This window comes from Sphingobacterium sp. UBA7038 (genome assembly GCF_002494055.1).
Lineage (GTDB): Bacteria > Bacteroidota > Bacteroidia > Sphingobacteriales > Sphingobacteriaceae > Sphingobacterium > Sphingobacterium multivorum.
Genome location: NZ_DLAV01000020.1, coordinates 1 through 22,027, shown reverse-complemented (window position 1 = coordinate 22,027; position 22,027 = coordinate 1). Strand labels below are relative to the sequence as shown.

At 38.9% G+C, this 22,027-nt stretch carries 21 protein-coding genes and 1 pseudogene; 9 read left to right on the top strand and 13 right to left on the bottom strand.

Features of this window, described 5'->3' with window-relative positions; genetic code table 11:
- The first annotated feature begins 1 nt into the window (after window position 1).
- From B3H30_RS13670 to B3H30_RS13660, 3 genes are all read left to right on the top strand, one after another.
- Window positions 2-1,153 carry a cysteine desulfurase family protein gene (locus B3H30_RS13670; protein ID WP_139145109.1) on the top strand — a complete coding sequence of 384 codons (1,152 nt, stop codon included), beginning with the start codon at window positions 2-4 and terminating at the stop codon, window positions 1,151-1,153.
- A gap of 147 nt (window positions 1,154-1,300) precedes the next feature.
- Window positions 1,301-1,768 (top strand): hypothetical protein, encoded by a 468-nt coding sequence (locus B3H30_RS13665; protein ID WP_159333023.1) that lies wholly within the window; start codon window positions 1,301-1,303, stop codon window positions 1,766-1,768.
- 376 nt (window positions 1,769-2,144) lie between these two features.
- Window positions 2,145-2,504, top strand: coding sequence for a barstar family protein (locus tag B3H30_RS13660; RefSeq protein WP_070565728.1), 360 nt, complete (start codon window positions 2,145-2,147; stop codon window positions 2,502-2,504).
- On the opposite strand, the gene B3H30_RS13655 is transcribed toward B3H30_RS13660, so the two are convergent.
- Window positions 2,501-3,808: a mechanosensitive ion channel family protein gene (locus B3H30_RS13655; protein WP_070565726.1), complete on the bottom strand. Its 1,308-nt coding sequence runs from the start codon at window positions 3,806-3,808 to the stop codon at window positions 2,501-2,503. The two genes, B3H30_RS13660 and B3H30_RS13655, sit on opposite strands and share 4 nt — an antisense overlap.
- 179 nt (window positions 3,809-3,987) lie before the next feature.
- Between B3H30_RS13655 and B3H30_RS13650 the strand changes: the two genes are divergently transcribed.
- The 3 genes from B3H30_RS13650 to B3H30_RS13640 all read left to right on the top strand — a co-directional run bounded on the left by B3H30_RS13650 (window position 3,988) and on the right by B3H30_RS13640 (window position 8,302).
- Window positions 3,988-4,977, top strand: coding sequence for an NAD(P)H-dependent glycerol-3-phosphate dehydrogenase (locus tag B3H30_RS13650; protein ID WP_083295914.1), 990 nt, complete (start codon window positions 3,988-3,990; stop codon window positions 4,975-4,977).
- 1 nt (window position 4,978) lies between these two features.
- Window positions 4,979-7,243 carry a glucosylglycerol-phosphate synthase gene (gene ggpS / locus B3H30_RS13645; protein WP_286779209.1) on the top strand — a complete coding sequence of 755 codons (2,265 nt, stop codon included), beginning with the start codon at window positions 4,979-4,981 and terminating at the stop codon, window positions 7,241-7,243.
- A 201-nt stretch (window positions 7,244-7,444) separates the two neighbouring features.
- Window positions 7,445-8,302: a helix-turn-helix domain-containing protein gene (locus B3H30_RS13640; RefSeq protein ID WP_070565720.1), complete on the top strand. Its 858-nt coding sequence runs from the start codon at window positions 7,445-7,447 to the stop codon at window positions 8,300-8,302.
- Window positions 8,303-8,347: 45 nt separating this feature from the next.
- On the opposite strand, the gene B3H30_RS13635 is transcribed toward B3H30_RS13640, so the two are convergent.
- The 6 genes from B3H30_RS13635 to B3H30_RS13610 form a co-directional block, all read right to left on the bottom strand.
- Window positions 8,348-9,253 carry a hypothetical protein gene (locus B3H30_RS13635; RefSeq protein WP_139144976.1) on the bottom strand — a complete coding sequence of 302 codons (906 nt, stop codon included), beginning with the start codon at window positions 9,251-9,253 and terminating at the stop codon, window positions 8,348-8,350.
- Between the two features lie 20 nt (window positions 9,254-9,273).
- The gene (locus B3H30_RS13630) at window positions 9,274-9,969 is read right to left on the bottom strand and encodes a hypothetical protein (RefSeq protein WP_070565717.1); all 696 of its coding nucleotides are present in this window, start codon (window positions 9,967-9,969) and stop codon (window positions 9,274-9,276) included.
- Window positions 9,970-10,060: 91 nt separating this feature from the next.
- Complete coding sequence (locus B3H30_RS13625) at window positions 10,061-11,308, bottom strand: helix-turn-helix domain-containing protein (RefSeq protein ID WP_070565716.1); 1,248 nt, start codon at window positions 11,306-11,308, stop codon at window positions 10,061-10,063.
- 189 nt (window positions 11,309-11,497) lie between these two features.
- Complete coding sequence (locus B3H30_RS13620; protein WP_070565714.1) at window positions 11,498-12,094, bottom strand: hypothetical protein; 597 nt, start codon at window positions 12,092-12,094, stop codon at window positions 11,498-11,500.
- A gap of 173 nt (window positions 12,095-12,267) precedes the next feature.
- Window positions 12,268-12,864 carry a Crp/Fnr family transcriptional regulator gene (locus tag B3H30_RS13615; protein ID WP_070565712.1) on the bottom strand — a complete coding sequence of 199 codons (597 nt, stop codon included), beginning with the start codon at window positions 12,862-12,864 and terminating at the stop codon, window positions 12,268-12,270.
- Between the two features lie 749 nt (window positions 12,865-13,613).
- Complete coding sequence (locus B3H30_RS13610; protein WP_070566204.1) at window positions 13,614-13,907, bottom strand: putative quinol monooxygenase; 294 nt, start codon at window positions 13,905-13,907, stop codon at window positions 13,614-13,616.
- 526 nt (window positions 13,908-14,433) lie between these two features.
- Between B3H30_RS13610 and B3H30_RS13605 the strand changes: the two are divergent.
- Window positions 14,434-14,646, top strand: a pseudogene (locus B3H30_RS13605) (transposase); the annotation flags it as partial.
- 779 nt (window positions 14,647-15,425) lie between these two features.
- On the opposite strand, the gene B3H30_RS13600 reads toward B3H30_RS13605, so the two are convergent.
- From B3H30_RS13600 to B3H30_RS13590, 3 genes are all read right to left on the bottom strand, one after another.
- Window positions 15,426-15,608 carry a hypothetical protein gene (locus tag B3H30_RS13600; RefSeq protein WP_028069684.1) on the bottom strand — a complete coding sequence of 61 codons (183 nt, stop codon included), beginning with the start codon at window positions 15,606-15,608 and terminating at the stop codon, window positions 15,426-15,428.
- Window positions 15,598-15,915, bottom strand: coding sequence for a hypothetical protein (locus tag B3H30_RS13595; protein ID WP_070568843.1), 318 nt, complete (start codon window positions 15,913-15,915; stop codon window positions 15,598-15,600). The genes B3H30_RS13600 and B3H30_RS13595 overlap by 11 nt, the downstream gene beginning before the upstream one ends.
- Window positions 15,916-15,990: 75 nt before the next feature.
- Complete coding sequence (locus tag B3H30_RS13590; protein ID WP_070568840.1) at window positions 15,991-16,461, bottom strand: DUF1963 domain-containing protein; 471 nt, start codon at window positions 16,459-16,461, stop codon at window positions 15,991-15,993.
- A 407-nt stretch (window positions 16,462-16,868) separates the two neighbouring features.
- Here B3H30_RS13590 and B3H30_RS13585 point away from each other — a divergent pair, with 407 nt between their 5' ends.
- Window positions 16,869-17,195: a hypothetical protein gene (locus B3H30_RS13585; RefSeq protein WP_159333012.1), complete on the top strand. Its 327-nt coding sequence runs from the start codon at window positions 16,869-16,871 to the stop codon at window positions 17,193-17,195.
- Window positions 17,196-17,279: 84 nt separating this feature from the next.
- Here the strand turns inward: B3H30_RS13585 and B3H30_RS13580 are convergent, their stop codons facing one another.
- The 3 genes from B3H30_RS13580 to B3H30_RS13570 form a co-directional block, all read right to left on the bottom strand.
- Window positions 17,280-17,807, bottom strand: a complete 528-nt coding sequence (locus B3H30_RS13580; RefSeq protein ID WP_112376275.1) for a hypothetical protein — start codon at window positions 17,805-17,807, stop codon at window positions 17,280-17,282.
- Between the two features lie 294 nt (window positions 17,808-18,101).
- The gene (locus B3H30_RS13575) at window positions 18,102-19,781 is read right to left on the bottom strand and encodes an alpha/beta hydrolase-fold protein (RefSeq protein ID WP_070565941.1); all 1,680 of its coding nucleotides are present in this window, start codon (window positions 19,779-19,781) and stop codon (window positions 18,102-18,104) included.
- Between the two features lie 123 nt (window positions 19,782-19,904).
- Entirely contained in the window at window positions 19,905-20,717 is an 813-nt protein-coding gene (locus B3H30_RS13570) for a helix-turn-helix domain-containing protein (protein ID WP_070565939.1), read from the bottom strand.
- 415 nt (window positions 20,718-21,132) lie between these two features.
- On the opposite strand from B3H30_RS13570, the gene B3H30_RS13565 reads away from it, so the two are divergent.
- Window positions 21,133-22,027, top strand: an 895-nt coding sequence (locus B3H30_RS13565) for an Rpn family recombination-promoting nuclease/putative transposase (RefSeq protein ID WP_286834470.1), incomplete at its 3' end; no start/stop codon positions are given.

The following is a 22,027-nucleotide window of genomic DNA, read 5'->3' as shown; positions in this document are numbered from 1 at the left end:
CATGGACAAAATTATATATCTTGACAACAATGCATCCACTCCAATGGATCCTAGGGTCTTAGACGAAATGATGCCCTATTTGACAGACAAGTATGGTAACGCAGCAAGTCGTCATAAACTAGGCAAATATTTAGATACTGCGGTCGAGAAGAGTAGGAGACAGATTGCTGATCTTATAGATACCAATGCAGAAGATATTTTCTTTACAGCTGGTGCTACTGAAGCTATCAATATGGGATTACGTGGATTATTGAGGCCCGGGAAACAACATATTATAACTGTACAGACAGAGCATCCCACAGTTTTGGATACCTGCAGGTATCTTGAGACCAATGGTATTGCGGTTACTTACCTTTCTGTTGATAGCGACGGATTGATAGACCTTGAAGAACTAGAGCGGGCCTTTACACCTCTTACAGCTTTAGTATGTGTGATGCATGTCAACCATGATACTGGTGTGATTCAGGACATAGAGCGAATTGCGGAAATAACACATGCTCATGACGCCTTTTTTATGACCGATGGAAGCCAATCTGTCGGAAAACTCCCTGTTCGCGCACGATCATTAATAGATATCCTCACATTCTCTGCCCATAAATTTTATGGGCCAACGGGTATAGGCGGTATTTATTTTAGACCCGAAGTACCTATGAAACCGCTTATCTTTTCTGGTGGACATGAAGGCGAGGCAAGAAATGGTACACTTAATGTGCCGGGTATCGTTGGTATCGGCAAAGCCGCTGAACTCGCAGCTTTACAGATGAATGAAGACGAAGAACGCATTGGCAAACTACGTGATATCTTAGAACAACAATTATTGGCAATCGGAGGGACGAAATTAATAGGTTCTAAAACACACAGGATCTATACAACATGTACAATACGTTTTGATGGTATTAACAGCGAAAATATTGTTCAAAAACTCGATAATATATGTGTTTCCAACTGCTCAGTACTCAGTTATTTTGAAGCAGCACCTTCTCCTGTACTTCAAGCTATGGGATTGAGTAGGAATGAGGCATTTAATGCACTAAGATTTAGTTTAGGGCGTTTCACTACAGCAGAAGAAATCGGACAAACTGTGGAAGCTGTAAGCGAGATCATAAACCAATTGCACAATAATAAATCGCTACATCGACACCACTGCCTTTAGCGATATAAGAGCGAGCTATGTCGATTTCTTTGGCGGTCGCTCTACCAGCTATGAGAGGCCTCATCCATCCAAGGGCATATAAAAAATTTGAACCCTAAATATCTTCAGTGTATGCAGTATTGCTAATATTTTTAGTAATATTGTAAAATGAAACCTCTGGAAATCTTTAGCCGAAATCGGGTAATGTACGCTCAAATTACCGTGCATGATAAAAGCATGGGCATGAAAGATTATCATCTTTACAACAAAAATGGTCTTGCTTTTTATGTTTTCAGGAAATCTCAGGGAGTGTGGGAATTGGCATTCGGTGTACTCGCTGATGACATCAAGGAAGCGTGCATTGACGCCCTTATACTTCGCTTTGATACGGATGTGCCTGAGTTATTTTATCATCATGGAAAACGCCAGGTAGTGGAAGTACGGGCCAAGAAATACAGCCTTTGGCATATATACCTCAATAATGCTTATGTAGGAAGTATTCAATATGACACCTTCACTAAGCAGTTCAATTACCACCTTGACGACAATTGCTTATTGACCGATGATCACGTGCAAAAGTATATAGTCCTGATACAACGTGGGGAATTAAAGTGGATAAAGGACGATATTCGATGAAAAAAGGATATAAAAGGAATAAAAAACCTTGAGTCTGGGAGGATCTCAAGACTTCATAATTACTACCTATTTCTGAAAAGTACTATTAATACAATATTGAATCCTGTTTGGTTTTAAAAAAAATTATTTCTAGCTGTTGAGTAGGGAGATACCGGAATGCAGAAGGGGATGACGGCTTTTCTTATACTTACGAAAATACGTAGCTTAACATCAACAAAGTGAAGGGGGCAGAACGCCATTTCAAAGACAATTTAAAGGTGGAACATTTGTAGCAATTTTAAATGTGCCAAAAGGAGCCGGCGGTAATGGTCATAATACTCTGTTAGTAAGAAATCCTATTTTTTGTAATGTAGGATTAACTTGATTAATTGATAAAATGAAGAAAATTAAATTTTTAGAATATCCGATTGCCTACTTCAACGAAGTTGAGTACGTTGCATATCTGCCCAAAGTAGAAGGTGAAAATGAATTATTTAGAAAGTTGAGCAATATTCTTACTTTTCCAGATTATTTTGGGGAAAATTGGAGTGCTGTATTTGATTGTCTAAGAGATTTTAGCTGGATTAGTAAAAAAGGAATCACATTGGTATATGAAGAAATTCCTGTACTTTCGGAAGAGCAATTGAGGATATATTTTGATGTTTTGTTTTCCGCAGTTAATGATTGTAGTTACCCAGCGGCAATAAGATTGAAACCACTGGGCAAACCTAGATCGCAACAGAGGCGCTGCTGTTAGGAGCGGCGCTCCATTGCGCCTAGCAGCCTCAGGTCATCAGATGCTGGCAATTCAAATATCTGCAGGTGAAAGTGCTTAATTGCAGCCAGTAGATGATCAAATATATCGGCCATCGTATCTTCGAAATAGGCCCATTGTGTTCCCTTAGTAAACATGTAGAGCTCCAGCGGAATACCGTATTCACTGGGGGCTAGCTGACGGACCAATAAAGTAAGTTCCTGATGGATATTGGGATTATGTTTGGCATAGGCGAGTACATAGGCCCTAAACAGGCCGATATTGGTCATCCTGCGACCATTGACGGGCGAGGAGCTGTTTGTATGCCAGGTTTTATTGTACTCGGCAATCTCGCGCTCTCTTTTTTCGATATAGGGAGCTAGCAGCCGGATCGTTTTCAATGCCGTGACTTCCTCCTCACTGAGGTAGCGTACCGAAGACATTTTAATGTTCAATGCCCGTTTTATCCGACGGCCACCGGTCTCCTGCATCCCACGATAGTTTTTAAATGAATCGCTCAGTAGGGTATAGGTCGGAATGGTGACAATGGTCTTATCCCAATTTTGTATCTTCACATTGTTGAGGTTAATCTGCAGCACGTCGCCGTCTACACCGTATTTAGGCATTTCTATCCAGTCTCCTACGCGGACCGAGTCATTTGCCGACACCTGAATACTGGCCACAAAGCCCAGGATTGTATCCTTAAATACGAGCATGAGGATGGCGGATGCCGCCCCTAGCGAAACCAGAAAAGACCAGGGCGAATTGCCGGTCAGCAGGGAAACGACCAGTGTACCGATCACAAATATTAAAAAGATCTGTACCACTTGCAGGTAGCTGTCGATGGGTTTGTCCTTAAACACATTTGTACCACGAAAAATATCGCGGCAGGTTTTTAACAAGCTATTGGCCAGATAGTAGATGGTGAACAATACCACGATATCCAGAAACTTGATAATAGCGGCTGTAAGCACCGGAAAACCAACGAAGATCACTGGTAGCAGCTGCCGTGTAAGCAGCACGAGCAGGGTGCGGCTCACGCGTACATGCACCTTGTTTTCCAACAGATAATCATCCCATTTGGTCGAGGTTCGCTGGGCAATCCGGTTCAATGCGGAATAAAATACTTTGCGCATGATATAATCGAGCGCATAGAGAATCACCGCAAAAGCAAAAAGTAATCCGGCGGCCGTAACAATATGTGCCTGCTGCTCGGGTAAATCCAATTTGGCAAAGAAATTAAAAATGTACTGATAAATTGAACTTGGTGATTGTTCATTGAAGTTAAGCATGTTTAAATTTTTCATATGAACGAACAAATTTACGAAGAAATATAAACACGGATTTTAGCGTGGAAAATACCCCTTTAACGCTGTTTTTATGTGTAAAGTTTGCTTATTGATTAATTTTTACGTATATTAGTAAATTAATAGATAACCCGACGGCGAAATTTCTTCTGTTTCGCGTCTTTAAAACCCCCAACGATTTGAATGAGATTAGTGTGATAGGTGGTGGGAGTTGGGCCACAGCCCTGGTTAAAATTTTGACAGAAAATAGCATTCATACCAACTGGTACTTGCGGCGTTCAGAGCAGGTGCGCTCGATAAACCGGGATGCTGTTAACCCTGACTACCTATCGTTTTTAAAACTTGACAATACAAAAATTTATGCGTCCGATCAGCTGGACGAGATCGTGGCCCGATCGAAAGTAATCCTTTTCGTCGTGCCCAGTGCGCATTTGGACAAAGTTTGCGCCGCAATCCCCAAAGAGGACCTTGCCGAAAAGTTTGTGATCACCGCTATTAAAGGAACCGTCGGCCCGGACAACCTGCTCCCCAGTGCTTATCTCGCTAGGTATTTTGAATTGAAAGATTTTCAGCAGGCAATCATTGCGGGACCATGCCATGCCGAAGAAATCGCACGGAGCAAGAAAACGTATATGACCTTGTGCGGTCCCAACGAATCCTTTATCCGTAAGATTTCCAAGGGCTTCGCTTCAAGCTATATGCAGGTAAACTATAGCCCCGACATGATGGGCGTGGAGTACGCCGCTATTTACAAAAATGTCGTCGGCATCGTCTGTGGCATGGCCGAAGGACTGCATTACGGTGACAACTTTATGGCGGTGCTTGTGGCCAATGCGATTGACGAACTGGGGCTGTTGCTGCATTCCCTTGGTGCGCCCGATGTCCGGCTGGGGAGCTCCACCTATTTGGGCGACCTATTGGTGACGGGTTACTCCGCGCATAGCCGTAACCGGACTTTCGGTAAATACCTTGGCCAGGGATATTCGGTGTTCGAAGCCCGTCAACTCATGGGCATGGTCGCTGAAGGATATTTTGCAACCCGGGGGCTGATGGCGACGGTCTCGAGCCTCGGGCTCAATTTGCCCCTCTTACAGACAACATATCGTGTGCTATACAACCATATGGCCGCAATTGATGAATTTAAACTTTTAGAAAGGAATATAAAATAATATGCTATTAGCAACAGATTTAGATGGAACTTTTTTGGGCGGAAAGATGGAAGACCGCCTCAGATTATATAGATTGATAAAAACTAGCCCGAATATGCAGCTGGTCTTTGTTACCGGAAGAGGGCTGGAGTCGGTATTGCCGCTGCTGAGCGACCCGCTTATTCCGGTGCCAGATTTCATTATTGCGGATGTGGGCGCAACGGTCGTTAACGGCCATAGCCTGGAAGCGATTGAGCCGCTGCAGAGTGAGATTGAGGAAAAATGGCCGCAGACTTATGCCATCCGGGCAGCGCTGGAGGAAATACCGCAGTTGAATTATCAACATGTGCCGCAGCAGCGCCGCAGTTCATTTTATTATGAAGCCGGTGTGGACCATAGTCTGGTGCAGCAGGTGGCTGACAGGTATGACTGTGATATTATTACTTCGGCCGATAAATACCTGGACTTGCTCCCCAGAGGGGTCAATAAGGGGACGACATTAAAGAAGCTGGTTGAATTTCTGGCCGTTGACCCAGATGATGTGATGGTAGCTGGCGATACGCTGAATGATCTGGCCTTGTTTGAGATCGGCTTTCGTGGTGTTGCTGTCGGAAAATCTGAGCCGGGGCTGCTGCAGGCCATTGATCAGTTGGATACAGCGTACAGTGCAGAGGCCGCTGGAGCGGGCGGTATACTGGAGTACATGGGTAAATACCGCCCGTTTCAGCAGCTGATCCGCGGGGAACAAAAATCGTTGCCTCAAAAAAGAAAATCCAAAAAATCAGACCAGCTGGTGATGGTGTACCATCGGCTGCCTTTTGAAAAGGAGTCGGTAAACGGTAAGACGGTAAGGGTACCGCCCAGAAGCCCGAACGGCATCATTCCTTCGCTGCTGGGCTTATTTGAAAAGGGACGCTCCGGTCTTTGGATCGGGGAGGAAGTCATCCAGCAGGACGGAAAGCCGGTTCCAAATCAGTTGGTGGACGAAAGCCGATATCCTAATCTGGTCGCTTCCACCCTATCGCTGTCTAAAGAGGATATCGATAAGTTCTATCGTGTATTCTCCAAAGAGGCGTTCTGGCCGACGATCTTTTCCTTTGTTGACCGGGCAAAATTCAACCACGAGGACTGGGAACATTACCTGATGATCAACAAGCGCTTTGCCGAGCGGATTGCCCGCGAGGCCGACGAGGAGGCGCTGGTCTGGATCCATGAGTATAATCTGTGGATGGTGCCTTCTTTTTTAAAGACCATGCGCCCGGATCTGAAAATTGGCTTTTTTCATCATACGGCTTTTCCGGCAGCAGATATTTTCAATATTATTCCCTGGCGCAAAGAGATCATCGGCAGCCTGCTGCTCTGTGATTTTATCAGTTTTCATATCCCTCGTTACGTCGAGAATTTTGTGGATGTGATCCGCAGCCATACACCATTTAAAGTGGTCAAAAAAGTTGATGTCGCCAATCAGTTCCTGACCTATAGCTGTGCACTCGGCGTCGATCAGATGACCAAGATCATAGAGGTGGATGGCCGGCAGATTAGGCTTGGCGCACAGCCGGTGGGGGTGAACAGGGACCATATCGAACAGATTTTGACGGATGATAAGGTCAAGACTGAGATCAATGCCCTCAAAGAAAACAAAGCCGGATCCGGAATAACGCGTATCATATCCATCGAGCGTCTGGATTACGTCAAAGGCCCCTTGGAAAAAATCCAGGCTTTTGGTGAATTTCTAGCCGAATACCCAGAATTTAGGGGCAAGATCGAACTGGTCAATGTCTGTACGCCGCCATCACAGGGGATGACTATCTATGACGAAATCCGGGATCAGGTGAATCAGGCCGTGGGTGAGATCAACGGTAAATATGCAACGATGAACTGGACCCCGATCCAATATTTTTACAGGGCCTTACCTTTTGAGGAAGTGGTCAAACACTATGCGCTGAGTGATATTGCCTGGATCACGCCTCTGCGGGACGGACTGAATCTAGTCGCAAAGGAATACATTGCGACCCATGGGTTATTGGAGACTCCCGGGATTCTTGTGCTCTCAGAATTTGCAGGTGCCTCGGTCGAATTGCCTTATGCCATATTGACCAATCCCTACGACCGTAAGAGCATGAAAGATGCACTGTTGAAAGCCTTGGTCATGGAACCCGGAGAGGCTCAGGTCAGGGCGCGCCGGCTGTACGAGCATATTGAGCACTACGATATCCATTACTGGGGGCGGGATTTTGTGAAAGAGCTCGAAAAATCGGGTAAAGCAATTGTTCCTGAAAAGAAGTAACGGCTAGTCTCAGGTGCTAAACGTGTTTTTTAAGCCATCTAAGAAAAAAAGAGTTAGAAATAACGTTGAAAACGAAGCTGCTAGATGTATCCTTTAGGAAATCCCTCTATTTTACAAACAATATTGTTTTAAAGAGGGTTTTTCTTGAGGGAATAATTCAATAAAAAAATAACGCGCAAAGTCTCGAAGAAAAAATAAAATATGATAAATACAGGTAATAATAATGAATTTCAAAATGCTTTCAGTGCAAGCTTCAGTTATTATTTTGACAATTTTAGAAATGAGGAGCAATTTTTTGATTCTGCCAAAAGATGGATTGATGATAAATATTTCTTGATTGTGTTTGGATGTTCAACTAAGGATCATCGTGGACAACATATCTTATTATTTTTCAGCAGCCAGTATTTTCCGGTTCAAGAACTAAGAGGATATTTTAAAGAAGGGGCTTATTTTGCATTCCGTTCAGATCTATTTACAGGATATAGTCTGCGAAATAAATTGAAAGAATTTGGGTTTCTAGAATACTCCATTCAGGAATCGATGATCTTATCGAATAACGATTATAGACTTATAAAAAATATCTTTGAACTGATAGACCTCGAGACTAAGATGCCCATGAGTGAAACGCAGTCTAAAATACTTATTTCTTATCTTGATTTGCTTTTACAACATATGCAAAGGTTTTATCAACAGTTAATGGAAGATAAGCTGAATGAGTTTAGCGCGTTACAAAAAGATTTCATGAGCGAGCTGCACACTCTTTTTGATAACAAAAGAAAATGCTTGTTTTTACTTCCTAGTTTAACATTATTGTCCAAGAAACTAAATTGTACAACACGATTTCTCAATGATGTTTCTTTAAAAACTTCTAAAAATACAGCACAGTATCATATTGACAATTTTATTGTTAAAATAGCAAAGGAATTACTTGCTGAAACTGATTTATCAGTAGCTGAAATCGCTAAAAAAATGCAATTTGATCAACCTCAGTCATTAACCAGACTGTTTAAAAAGAAAACAAGAATTAGTCCACTCGACTATCGTATATCAATTATATGACAAATTTATTTCTAGAGGAATCAGCATTAGACTAGCCAAATCAGGTCATTGGTCAAGCCAATGAATTATATTGAGCAAAAATTGCGCATTCTGTGTTGCGGCAGGATGGTTCATTCCTCGTTTTTCACTTTTGATGCCATGGAGTTGTGCCGAAAAAGGAGCACCATCTCCGAATACCACAATTCTCCCTTTCCCAAATTGCAGGTAAGCGCCGTTTGCAAACCCTTTGCCCGACAATCGGGGAATATTGTCTGGAATAGGTCTTTTTATCTGATTCGCATCATTGGGTAGGTAGATGTCATATTCTTCATTTAATAAAGAAATAATATGTGCCTTCGTTGGTATGATAAAGCCTGTTCCACCCCAGCACATGATACTGTCTATTTCCTTACCTGATCCAGTGGTTATTTCATTGGATAACAGTGTGCCTCTATCCTTTGAAAAGATCTCGGGACGTCCATTCTTAGGTAAGGCAAAACCGTTCACGATATGAATCCCAAATGCCGCACCAAGCGTTTGTACAGATCCGGCACAAGGCATGTGGTCGGTCACTAGAAATAGGCTTCCGCCATCAAATACCCATTGACTGAGTGTTTCTATCTCCTGATCGGTAAAGGCTGAATAGGTGGGTAATTTCCAGTTTTCTGGATTATATAAGGCATTTATGCTGATATAAATTTTCACTTCCTTTAATTGATCGTAAGAGATTTTTTCTTTGGCACTTCGGAGGCGATATCCATCAGCTTGCAGAAGATCTGAAAAAGGAGCGTAGGCTCCTCTCAAAGTAACCGGATTGTTGTGTGCCTCGTCAAATAGGAGTAGCGGTCCATCACCGATCCGCACCAGCGGATCGGTGATGGGATAATGAAACTTTTCATCCGCCACCTGTTGGGCACTTAACCCAAAGGTACCTATTAGCAGAAGGAATAAGCAGACAATAGATCTGTTCATATTATTTTTCTTGAATAGGATTATTGGTCCGTCTTTAGCCAGACATCATTTTCGAAACACTGCATTTGCTCCACCTTTCCATTGGCAACAGAAAATGTCAATGGGAAGGTACCATCATCATTTAGAAAGAAAAATTCCGATCGTGGGGTAAATGAAATTGTTTTGTTATCCCACGATTGCGTAAGCGTTAGGCCTGTTGAGGAGGGATCTATTTGAATCTTAAAGTTGTTATCATTTACCTTGAGGTAAGTTCCGGCAAGTTGTTTCAGTTGAGATGCGGTTAAACTCGCGATTTTAGTGGGGTCAAATGGCACGCGCTCACATAAAATCCTACCCAGTATCTTGGTTTGGCTAAAATCGCCGGAATCATCCTTTAAAAATTCTATGGCGTAGCCTTCATTTTTGGATTCAAAATGCGTATCATCTTTACGGACCAGCTGATATCTTTTTTTCTGATCCCACAGCTGTGTCGCATACAGGTTGTTATCTTGCTCCTCGAAAGCAATGAAAGCTACTTTATTGGGTAGCTGGTAGTAACCTTGAAATGATTTTAGCGGAACCAACTGTTGTTGCTGGGGGCTATCTTTAGAGGCGGACTGGGCAAATGTATCAATCGAAGCAAAAAGACAACATGCTCCCACCAGAAGACCATATGTTGCTTTGGAAAATTGGCGGATCGCTCTCGAGTACCCGCTTGGTTTGGTGTATTGTATCATAATTTCTTTTGTTGATTTGATACAAGAGTAGGTCTTTTTGATAGGCTAACCGTCCGAATGGATGCAATCGAACAAACTTCATTGCGTCGGGTTAGTTTGATTGTTTACTATTGACTTTCATATATTCTGTCGGCGTAATGCCTGTTGCTTTTTTGAAGCTGGCATAAAAGGTTGTTCTTGAATTGAAACCTGCCCTTATTGCGATTCCAAACATATCAAGTAGCTTGGCCTCTTCGGATAATAAAAGTATTTTCGCTTCCTCCGTTCGAAGCCCGTTGATAAACTGGTAAAAATTTTTTTCCAGCCCATTGTTTATGATGTACGACAGATCATGCGGATTGATTCCGATATGCTCCGCGAGGGATGATAGTATCAAAGCCGGGTCGAGATATAGCTTTTCAGCTGCTGTTTTCTGTACTAGTTTTTCTTTTAATGCGTCTACTTGTTTTGCTGTCAGCCGCTCTTCGGCTTTAACCTTTTTATGCTCCGCTTCGTTGATGAGGTTTTCTGTAGACTCAATTGTGTAAATTGACCGTTGTGTTAACGTTGCGTAGGCAAGTGCCACAGTGCCCATAAAATATAAAATTGGGGCGACAGCACTAAAAACTATATATACCATAGCCAGCAGGCGGGCAACAATCATCAATAAGAGCGCGATCAATAGATACTTCAACCAGGCCATGTTTATCTTTTCCGTATAGGAAGATAGTTGGCGAATGTTTTTCTGGTGTATTTTGAAGAGCCTATAACAGGCAATCCAATAAAAGATACATTGTGCAAAAAAGAAATATTTGATAGCAAAGATGATCCATTGCGGTAATTGAGGAGGATGGATGTGTTTATTAAAAAGTCCGGGTATTAAATAGATGATCGAGAAGAAAACGAAAGCGAGGAATGGAACAAAATGTAGTCCCCAATACCGAATTGTTGCTGTTGGTTTGACCATGTAGTGAACGGCCAGATAGAAGCAGGGGAGTGTTGCCCATCGCGGGAGTTCCAGCGTATGGATCAATCCATTGCTCTCGATATGAAAACCTTCCAGAAAAAGCTGGGTAAATAAGCATGCCATCAAATAATACCAAGTCCCAAGCCACCGGTCTGCGTGGGAACAACTGTGGTTGACACCCATAACGATTAAGGTGCCGAGCAACAGAAATGCACCCGCTGAAAAAGCATGAAAGGTATAGAGTATATTGATCATGGGCCGTAGCAAGTTATCATTGTAACGTGAATTTAAACATAATTGATCAAATGGTGCTACATCATCCATATAAGTACCCCGATCCAACCATTTACGGACAGCGGGGCGACGAGTAAGCTTTTTTTTACAAATTAGCAATGATCTTTACTGGTCTTGTCCGTGTCCATCCAAACGGATAAATCTGTTAGGGTTCCATGCGATACAATATCAAACTGCTGTCGAATGAGATTACTGATATAGGTTGCTTTTTCGTTTTTCGGTTTATGCTTCGATCGCTTAAGCGGAGATAGTGATTTTATCAATGACAGCACAGTTCTCGATTATAGCTTATTGTTTCCATTTCACTTTTCCCTTATCGTCCAACATTTCGATAGAAGGGTTACCCAGACTGTCCACCTTTAAAATAATTCTCGGTATCTCATTGTTATCTTTCATCACCAAAGAAGCGTTCCCATTCTCTGTTAGTAGGTTTATCCGGTTAATATTATGCCCCGGCTTACCGGATAGATCTTTATCATTAATCAATAGACCAGCCCTGAAATAATTGTCGTGTTTATTATCCTGTGCCAGGATACCAATGGCATCGGCATTCTGATAATCAAATGCAAGTGCATTCAGGTTAGTCTCTTCATTATCGGTAATTGCCAAACCACCTCTTTCGTCTCCATTTTTATCATAGAAAATCAGGCCCGCGGGAGCGTAAGCCCTTTTATATGTTTTCCCTTTGATAATAGGTTGCGGAATGTTATCTGTGTTTGCAATAACGACACGATTATTTCCAGATCTGTCCTTGATATCTATTCTTTCAGCACTTAAACTGTGCTTGTTGTTCAGAAAAAAGTAGACCACACAAGCCATCAGTACGATATTGGAAAGAATAAGTGCGGTTAGAAATATTTTTAGTGTTTTGGAAATTGTTTGCATAATTTAATTTCAATTGTTAATTATTACGGTCTCCTATTCCAAACTTCAATTAATAGTACGATGCGTTCTATTTCAAAGAGTTTAATAGTATCCTTTATTATTGTTTGATAATAAGCAAAAATAAAGTGTGATTTCGAAAACGCACTCTATATAGGTTGAGCGTAATGATTTTTTTATTTGGTTAGCCCTTTACGTATTCGGCTCAACTGTGTTGGGGTAATGCTCAGGTGCGAAGCAATATATTGTAGTGGAATTCTGCTGTCAATTCCCGGATGTGCCGCCAGCAATTTGAGATATCTTGTGGTTGCACTTTCGGTCAGTAAAGAAATTTCTCTTTCTTCATTAATGACGATCCATTTTTTCTCCAAATAGGCAATGTAAAGGTTTTTTAGTTCATCATTTTGATTGATAGCTGCTCTTGTTTGATAATAAGGCATACATACCACAGTAGTGTTTTCAATAGCTTGCAGTTTAAAATCGTTGGGCGTTTTTATGATTGCCGAAAATCTTGTGCTCGCAAAATCCCTCTCCAAATAAATCCATTTATTCCAGATAGCTCCTTTTTCATCAATAAAATAAGAGTTTAAGGCTCCTTTACAGACAAAGAAAATGTCATTGGCGACACGCCCTTCCCTAAGTAAAACTTCATTTTTCTTAAACTGCTGAATGTAGGCCGTTTCAGCCAATAAATCAAATGCCTTATCCGAAATGGGATATACGCTTGTAACAGCTGTTTTAAAGTCAGCAAGATATTTTTCTGTTTCTGTCATTTGCTTTAGCGGGGCTATATTCGAATAAATATAACGTATATTTTAAATAGCTAAAATTGATTTTTCTTCTTCTTTGGATATTTCGATATCAATGACCACTAGATATATATGATAGATTTTATCTTGGTATTATTGTGCCTGAATTTGTAGCGGCAATAATAGTCGTCTGTATTTATTGTCCTGTTTCGTTTTTGAAACCGAAGCGTTATCCCAGTAGCTGCGGTGAGAATAATCTCTACCGATTCCGTATCGAGATCCCTGGCCGACCTCAACGAATAAAATTTCCAGATAAGTCCAAATCTGAGAATAAGTTATAAGTGTCGAAATAAAGGAACTATTTTGGCCACTTCATAAGTGGCTCCTTTGTAGGGGCTTATTGTTTTTTTGTCAATTTTTACCATCAACTCTCATCCTTTGCAGCATTTTCTTCGGCAAGCTTTCCTTTAAGTTATAGGACACCAGCTATCCCGATCACCCTTTGACTTTCTGATCCTGGCATAAAATTTTTTACGATCTTTAAAGAACCAATACGTCGCTATTATGATAAATATATTATTAAAAACGGTTACAGATGCAATAGACATTAATCAAGCAGATAGGGACCTGATTTCAAAACTTTTTAGGGAAAAGAAATATTGAGACTAAGCACAGCAGATAGAACATTAACCTGTTTTGTAAACAAAGGAAGCCTGTCCAAATTCATTTACAGAACTTTGACAGACTTCCATTTTAGAATAATTATGGTATGTTTATTTAGCGGCTAAAACGTCCAATTTCTCAATAGATGGCGGATTAGCTAACAATTCTGGTGCATTTTCCATAAGCGCCTTTGCTATCTTACCACCAAGATGTGCTTGTCTGCCTTCTTCATCTGAAAATGTGTCATAAATGCCAAATGTAGAAGAGTCAATACGAAACGCATACCAAGTAATAGTGCCGACTTCTTCATTAGCAAGTGGCAACGCACTTGTAATAAACTCTTCAACGTTTTTTTCTTTTCCAGCTTTTGCTTCTAGTCGAACTAATAATCCTAATTTTTTCATATATGTTTATCTTTTTTAAATTACACATTTTTATAACAAATGTAGCTCATTTAAGTTTTTTAGGATTTTTTATTTGGTTCAAAAACTTATGAAAAAAGATCAACTACCGTTATAACGTAGCCTTTGGGGATATCAATAAAACCATCTTAACTTACTGTAATAGAATGTTAGAATCCCTGCATCAAAATGCCTAAAATAACGCTATTGTATGGACCCTTTTTAATTCACCCCAAGATTCTTTATCAAATTCTTCGCTATCTTACCATTGTTGTTGATTAAACGTTCTAACATAGGCTTGGTTTAGTATGTTAAAAATGTGGAAAAGATCTAACCTAAACTATCGTCAAGCAATACATATTTGTAACCTCTCAGACATTAAAACGGAGGTTTATTGAGATTATTCGATATCCTTAATTAGCATGATTAATTTTAAAAGATGTTGTATCAAAAACTTGTATCAATAAACAAAGTTTCATGAATTTATATCACATGAGTTTAATGTAACTAAATATGAAAATTGGGTATGCAACTGGAAAACCACTTGAACGAAAAGAAAGCTTCGGGCAATAGCAATCGTCGAAATGGCAAGACAAAAAAGACAGTCCGAGGTCTCAATACCGGAACTTTTGAGCTGGAGACAGGCCGGGATAGATCGGTAAGGTTCGAGCCTAAAGTAGTACCTAACAGACAATTAATTATCACTGAACAGCTTGAGGGACACGTGTTGAGCATGTATGCCCATCTCCTGCTAGTTGAACTGAATTATTAAAAAACTCTTCAAATCCGAATTGACCTACTCCGTCAAATGTGATTTCTTCAATTCCAAAAAATTCAAAGGCGCTAGCAAATTTTAGTAATTCTCTTATCTCTGGCGGAATTTGTCCTGTTGGCAATCTTTGGCTAATTCGTCAATTTGTTGATTTGTCAAACCTTCTTTTAATTCTACTTTATATTCGTCGCCATCTTCTTAAATATATTGTTCGGTCGAAATGGAAGTTAGTTTTTCCGTAGGTGTCATAAATGCAATTGTGTTTTCTTGATGTGTCGTGTTATGCTTGTAGGTAACTGGCGCGGCGACTTGTCGTAGCTGTATCGAAGATACGAAAGTGGAGCTGTTTTGCCAAGTCACTTGTTATAATTTAGTGGATGCGCCATTAAATGAGGAATCTGGCTATCGGAATTTTTATGGAGATACCGCTAGCCCCAAATTACGAAGCATGGTGGTGCATTGAAAACTTTATCGATTTACCACAGGGACGGAATAGCGCTTTAGATTTCGGGGTACATGCAGGCGAAGTCAAAGTCCGACTGGAATTTTTGCCAAGGAATAGATGGTCTATCTAAAAGCAGTGAAGCATGAAGCCACTCGGTATGATATATCAGATATTTATATGCAGTGGTAAGGCTATTTTAATCAAGAGACAGAAGAGAAACTCCAGATAATAAATATACGCGTTAAGGAATTAAAGATTTTTTGGCGTATAGCCGGGGGCCTAGTTAAATAGTTTACAGAAGAAACTATTTTGGTAAATTCATAAGTAGTTCCTTTGCAGGTACTTCTTGTATTTTTCCGTCAACTTTTACCACCAAACTCTCACCCTTTGCTGCACTTTCTTCGGCTAGTTTTCGTAAAGCCTTTTGCACTCCTAAACGAATTCGTTCAGCAAGATTAATATTTTCAATATTTACCTTATCGTTCATTATAGTATTTCGATTTTAGTGTTGACCAAATTTCGCTATTTGAAACGAATTCTCCAAATTTATCACCCTGAGCAATAATTCCGGGGATTAAATCCATGTTATCAAAAACCAACCAGCGATCACATATTGGAATATAAATGTTAAACAAATTTTCTAAACCACGATGATAACGTCTTTCTATCACATCAGATGGAATATTGTGTCCTCCGTTTTCTACTCTTTTCTTTACACGTTGTATGGCTAGTGCAGGGGAGTCGAGCCAAAAATAGAGTACAGTTACCAAAGAATTCGATATCTCGAATGTCAATGCTGCAAAAATAAAATATTGCGGGCTTTTATAAAGTTACTAGATTTTGCCAAATGGATGTTATCTGCTGTTTTTTTAATAAAAGGCACAGTAGAAATTCCATTCTTCTGTTTTCGCATTTTTAGCAAAATACATCGTTCCGCTATCAACTATATTCAAATTTGCTTTGTCGTCGGATGCAATTTGAAATACAAATTCAAAGTCGTTACCAAAATAAACACCCGGTTGACAAAAGCTTGGGTAACCTCCAAGTTTGTGTCCATATTGATTGTCAGCTGTATCATAATAACCTTCAATTACTCCCGAATTTTCAAGTTTTAATATTTCATCTTCCATTTCACTTGTTAAACCACCTCCATCCCACACAGGATAATCTTCTTCTATTTTTGAAGGTTTTAGGGGAAATGGTTTTAGTCCTGAATCAGGATTGTTTAATTCTTTAATTATTAATTTGTCTGATTTTTTATATTCTCGCAAAAGCCATTCATTTCCGTTGGCAGTTATATCCATTGGAAGTTCTTCTGCTATAAAAACAGTAATCACCATTGTATCAGCTAAAATATCAGGTCTAATTTCAATATCTTCTAAGCAAAGTTGGAACAGAGGAAACGTCCAAAACGATGAGATAATTCGTATAAAAAAGTGGCGGATAGTGTTTTCAGTCAGTTTCTATCCTTGATAGACCGGTATAGGAATCTGTCCAATCTTGTGAGCTTTATACGTATGAACATATTTGGCTAAGATTGCCTCCTTTGGTGGTTAACGAGAGGAGCTTTTATTGCTTAATTTGTTTGTCTCATTAAAGCTACCGAATAAATAAATTGGCTACGGATTCCCGAAATCGGGTAATGTACGCTCAAATTACCGTGCATGATAAAAGCATGGGCATGAAAGATTATCATCTTTACAACAAAAATGGTCTTGCTTTTTATGTTTTCAGGAAATCTTAGGGAGTGTGGCAATTGGCATTCGGTGTACTTGCCGATGACATCAAGGAAGCGTGCATTGACGCTCTTATACTTCGCTTTGATACGGATGTGCCTGAGTTGTTTTATCTTCATGGAAAACGCCAGGTAGTGGAAGTTCGGGCCAAGAAATACAGCCTTTGGCATATTTATCTCAATAATGCTTATGTAGGAAGTATTCAATATTACACCTTCACTAAGCAGTTCAATTACCACCTTGAAGACAATTGCTTATTGACCGATGATCAGGTGCAAAAATATATAGCCCTGATAAAACGTGGAGAATTAAAGTGGATAAAGGACGATATGCGATGAAAAACGATATAAAAGGAATAAAAAAACCTCGAGTCTGGGAGGATCTTAAGGCTTCCTAAATACTGCGGAATAGTGCTGCTGTAACTATGTTTCTATCGTCGAGAATAAAAGGTGCTGTATTGATGGAGGATTTTCCCCATCTGCCTCGAAGATATCAACCTTTGTTTGTAGCAACCTATCGTCTTTAATTATCAGATGCTCGGGGAAAACATGTTGTACTTTCTTTGTCAGCTTTTCAAATACCTGAAAATCAGTATCGCATACTGGGGTAAATGATTTTTTCCGATCGGGGAGGCGCATTATCCTGATCGCAAAATAGGGTAAAATAACACTAACAAATAAAGAGTATAAGATGTCTTCATTCTGCTCAAGGGGGAAGGAAAAGTGATATGAAGGGCTTCCCCCTAAGAAGGAATAGTCCCAGATTTCAGCAGACAGGTCGGTAAGGGACTCTTTTAATTGTTCCCATTGCCCGCGGTCTGACCAGGCTGATTCAATACATTGTTTCCGGTTATTGTAAGCTTCTGAAGCGGAATAAGCCATGATATCGTCGAGGGTAACACCCTCCGGATAATACTCTTTTAACTGCTCTGTTATTTGTTCCTTTCGCATCTGAATTTATTTACAATTAGTATCCCAGTTCTTCACTCCAGTCCCAGGATTAGTTCCTACCATATTGGCTCCTCTCGCAAGATTCGCTCCAAGCTGTGCATTGATTTAGACCTGCATTTCAGGAGGCCTTTTTTTTAATTTGTTAAAACTGCCGAACGAATCGACTGTTCTTCCGCGTAACCAACTCTTCTTTCGAACCCATACCGTAGCCTTAACAATGCGTCATCATCTTGAAATTAAGAGCTGTATATATTCTTTTTAACAACCTTTTGATGAAAAGGACGCGTACATATTTTAGGATATATTAAGGTTAATACGATTTATCCAAATTTGTTCTCGGTCTTGGTTGTTTTCAAAGTTCTGCAACATATATTCACGATTGTACTTTACTTTTCCATTGAAATACAATTTACCATTTACGTAAACCTTTACTTTCTTCTTCAGATTGACCATTTCAGGCGAAATATTGATTGAAAATGATTTAATAGATGAAGTTTTAATTCTGAAAATGTTGTTTTGATATTCAGCTTTTATTTTTCCTGATTTTCTTGGAAAATCAAAAGCTTTTTTATTAACCTCCTGCACAACTAAGCTATCGTTTTTGTCGTATTTCAACCATTGGTTGATTTTGAAATTTAACTCTTTGTGCCAATTTGATTTTCGGCTTAGGGTATCTAGTTTTATATCAGAAAACCAATCAATATTTCCGTATTTTTCATCATCAAATTCCCAAGATATTTCTTTCGAAAAAGGATTTCTCTTCCGGGGTTTTAGGTCGTTAAAAAGAATCTGATAAGCTGGTTCAGATTCGTCAAATTGTGGAAACCAATGCGGAAATCCATTGTAGCGATAATCTTTGTAATCGGCATTTATTCCGTTCATTAATTTTGTTAAATCATCATTTGCGTTTGGTGGATAATAATAATCCTCATCTGTTGAAAAATTGATAAATGAACGGTTTTTAATATTTTCAACGAAAGTACCACCCGTAAATATTTTTGGATAAGTGTTAAATCCGTAAAAACCTGCAAATTGTGTAGGTTGTTTCATCAGATATGAAAACGACCCCGTTCCTCCGTTAGAATGTCCCGAAATGAAAACTTTATTGTCATCAACGTTGACTGCTTTCTTGATACTTTCAAGCATTTCGGGAATCATAAAAAAGCCCTCATTTGATGTCATCCAATTGTATTGCCTGCTCCCTTTTGGAAAAACTAAAATGACATCATTTTGCTCTGCATATTTTGTGTAATATCTATTCCAACCACCTAAATTCCAATCTGCAAACTGATAATCAATCAACGCATTACTTCTTACTGCACCATGAAGAAAGAAAAGCAGGGGATACTTCTTATGAGGATTGTAATTTTTTGGTAAATGAATAAAAAACGAAGTTTTGGTTGAATCGTTTATTTTGAATGAAATAGAATAATCCTGATTCTTTTTCGCTTTGTAGGGATTAAAGTTTTTTATTTTCTCATAAAGAGATTTTTCATCCTGAAATTTATCTAGGTTAGTTGGCTCTATGCTGAAAAATTCATCTTCCTTTACTTTTAATTGGATGTAAAAACGATCTTTATTTTTAATAGCATCACTTTTCAAAATTTGCCATCTTGGGTCACCTATTAGATCTTTATATTCTTCCGAAGCATAATCTCTAATGATATAATTCCAAGCGGGATAAGTTTTCCAGTCGGTTTCCTTCTTTGCCAGCGCAGATAAATAGGTAAATGCTTTATCTTTATTATTCAATTTATAGGCTAAGATTGAAGCGTTATAGCGGCTAAATTGATCTATACTATCCGGAAAGCGCGCAAATGCATCCTCGTATAATCCTAATGCATGCAGATACGCAATTGAATCTTTTGCTTTTTTTTTGTTTTCGACCGCTTTTCGAATCAAAGTTGAATAATTTTCCTGTGCTTGGGCAAATAAACTTAACAGAACTAAAAATAAAACAATACAATATCTCATAAATCAAAATTTAATCAGGCAAATCTACAGACAAACTATTTCGGAAACTTGTAAAAATGGAACTTTACTCGAACTTGTAAAAATGGAACTTTACTCGAACTTGTAAAAATGGAACTTTACTCGTTAAGGATCCAGATGCCAAAAAGTATCTTCTTTTCCTAAAATAGTTCCTTTGCTAAAAAAGTTTCTAGGTGAATTATCAACCAGATTTTTATAGATTTTATTAAGATGAGATTGGTCGCTGAAATTAAACTCATAAGCAATTTCAGTGAAGCTACTTTCAGGGTTCTCAAAAAGTTTCTTGTTGACGGACTGCCTAAAAAGAACTATTTCGTAAAATTTTTTTATGGAAACTCCCAAATGAAATTGAAATAATCTGTTTAAATGTTGTCTGCTGATTCCAATGTAAGTTGAAAGTTCTGTGACAGATATTTTCTCGTCATTACTGAAAATATATTGAATTGCTTGTTCTAAAATTGGGCTCTCAAATTTTTTAAAACGATGTAATAAAGCGTTGTCTAAAAAATCTGAAATATGTTTTGTTTGAGTTGTAGAAAAGATTTCTTTTAGTTCTTCTGGACTGAAAAACTCGTAATCTGTTATATAATCTGCAAAATTTAAATTTTCGTAAAATTGCTGGATACCTAAAGGATGAAATACAATGACGATTCTGTAAACTGTTCCAGATTGTTTTACATTAAGTACTTTTTGCCGAATAGGGGTGAAAATCTGAAATGGGTTTGCGTTATCATCAAATTTTATTTCTCCATTTTCCAATCTCACATGATATCTATAAATTGAAATTGTATTATTAAAATGGGGGAAACATAGGAATTTATTGATCACATTATTTGGTTTAATGTCCAAATAGTAATAATCAACATACTTTTTGACTATAGGATTTTTTGGTTTGAACGTTTGAAATAATTCCTTCATTTTTAACTTTCCACCTCGCAAATCTGCAATAATTTCAAAAATAAGAAAAAAAGTTAATGCTAAATCAACATATATCTGATCGTCTAAATAATAATGGAGATTGGAAAAAAACCTAAACAGCTTTGCTGGAGATTAGCGCTTAGCAAAGGGCTACTTTAGTCTAATATAATTCACTATCAAACGCTAAGAAAAGTGATTAAAAGTAATTTATACATAATCGATATTATTTACTAGGTTATTGTGCTAATTTATTACATACTAAATAACTCATAAAATTTGATAAAGAATAGTCTGTCTGTAATTTTTCAGCTCATGTGATTGACTATCCATATAATTTACTTGTTTTTTTACTAAATATGTTAGCAATAATCAATTTATTGTTATATATTTGTCTGATAATCAATTAATAAAAATTATGGCTAGATCAAAAAAACATTTGGGTAGGTATGTAGATCCACGTACCGATTTCGGTTGGAAATTTTACTTTGGTAGGGAGGACAACAAAATCTTACTGATTGAGTTTCTCAATAGTCTGTTTCAGGGAGAGAAGATAATTTCGGATCTAAGATATAAGCCTGTAGAACATGATGGTGATTATGAGGGAATGCGTCGTGTTGTATTTGATTTACATTGTATCGGCAGCGATGGTGAGGTTTTCATCATTGAGATGCAGCAGCTCTTTCAAGAATTTTTTAAGGACCGTGCAGTGTACTATACCTCACGTCTCATCAATAAACAATTAGCGCGAGGTAAGAAGGGTAGTGATTATTACCTACCGGAGGTTTACTTTATTGGTATTTTGGAGTTTCACATGGATAGAAATGGTAGTACCGGTATATCTCGTGTCACAGAGCGGCCTTATTTCTATGATGTTGCGCTGTGTGACAAATTGACCAAAGAAATATTCTATGATAAATTGGGATATAAAATGATTTCGCTTCCATTATTTAATAAACAGCCAGAAGAACTAAAGACAGTTATGGATCAGTGGTTGTACTTACTTAAACACTTGAGTACCATGGATAGATTGCCAACATTTTTGGATAAAAGAATATTTGGTCTTATCTTTGAGATAGGAGAGATAGGTAAACTAACGGAGGAGGAGCTAATGTCATACGAAGCAAGTTTAAAACATAAGCGTGATGCTGAGAGCGTATTTAATTCGGCCAAGAAATCCGGAGAATCTTTAGGTCACGCTAAAGGCCTAGCAGAAGGTAAAGCTAAAGGTCTAGCAGAAGGTAAACCCAACGGTCTAGCAGAAGGTAAAGCCAAAGGACTAGCAGAAGGAGGGCGTAAAAAAGCTCTTGAGA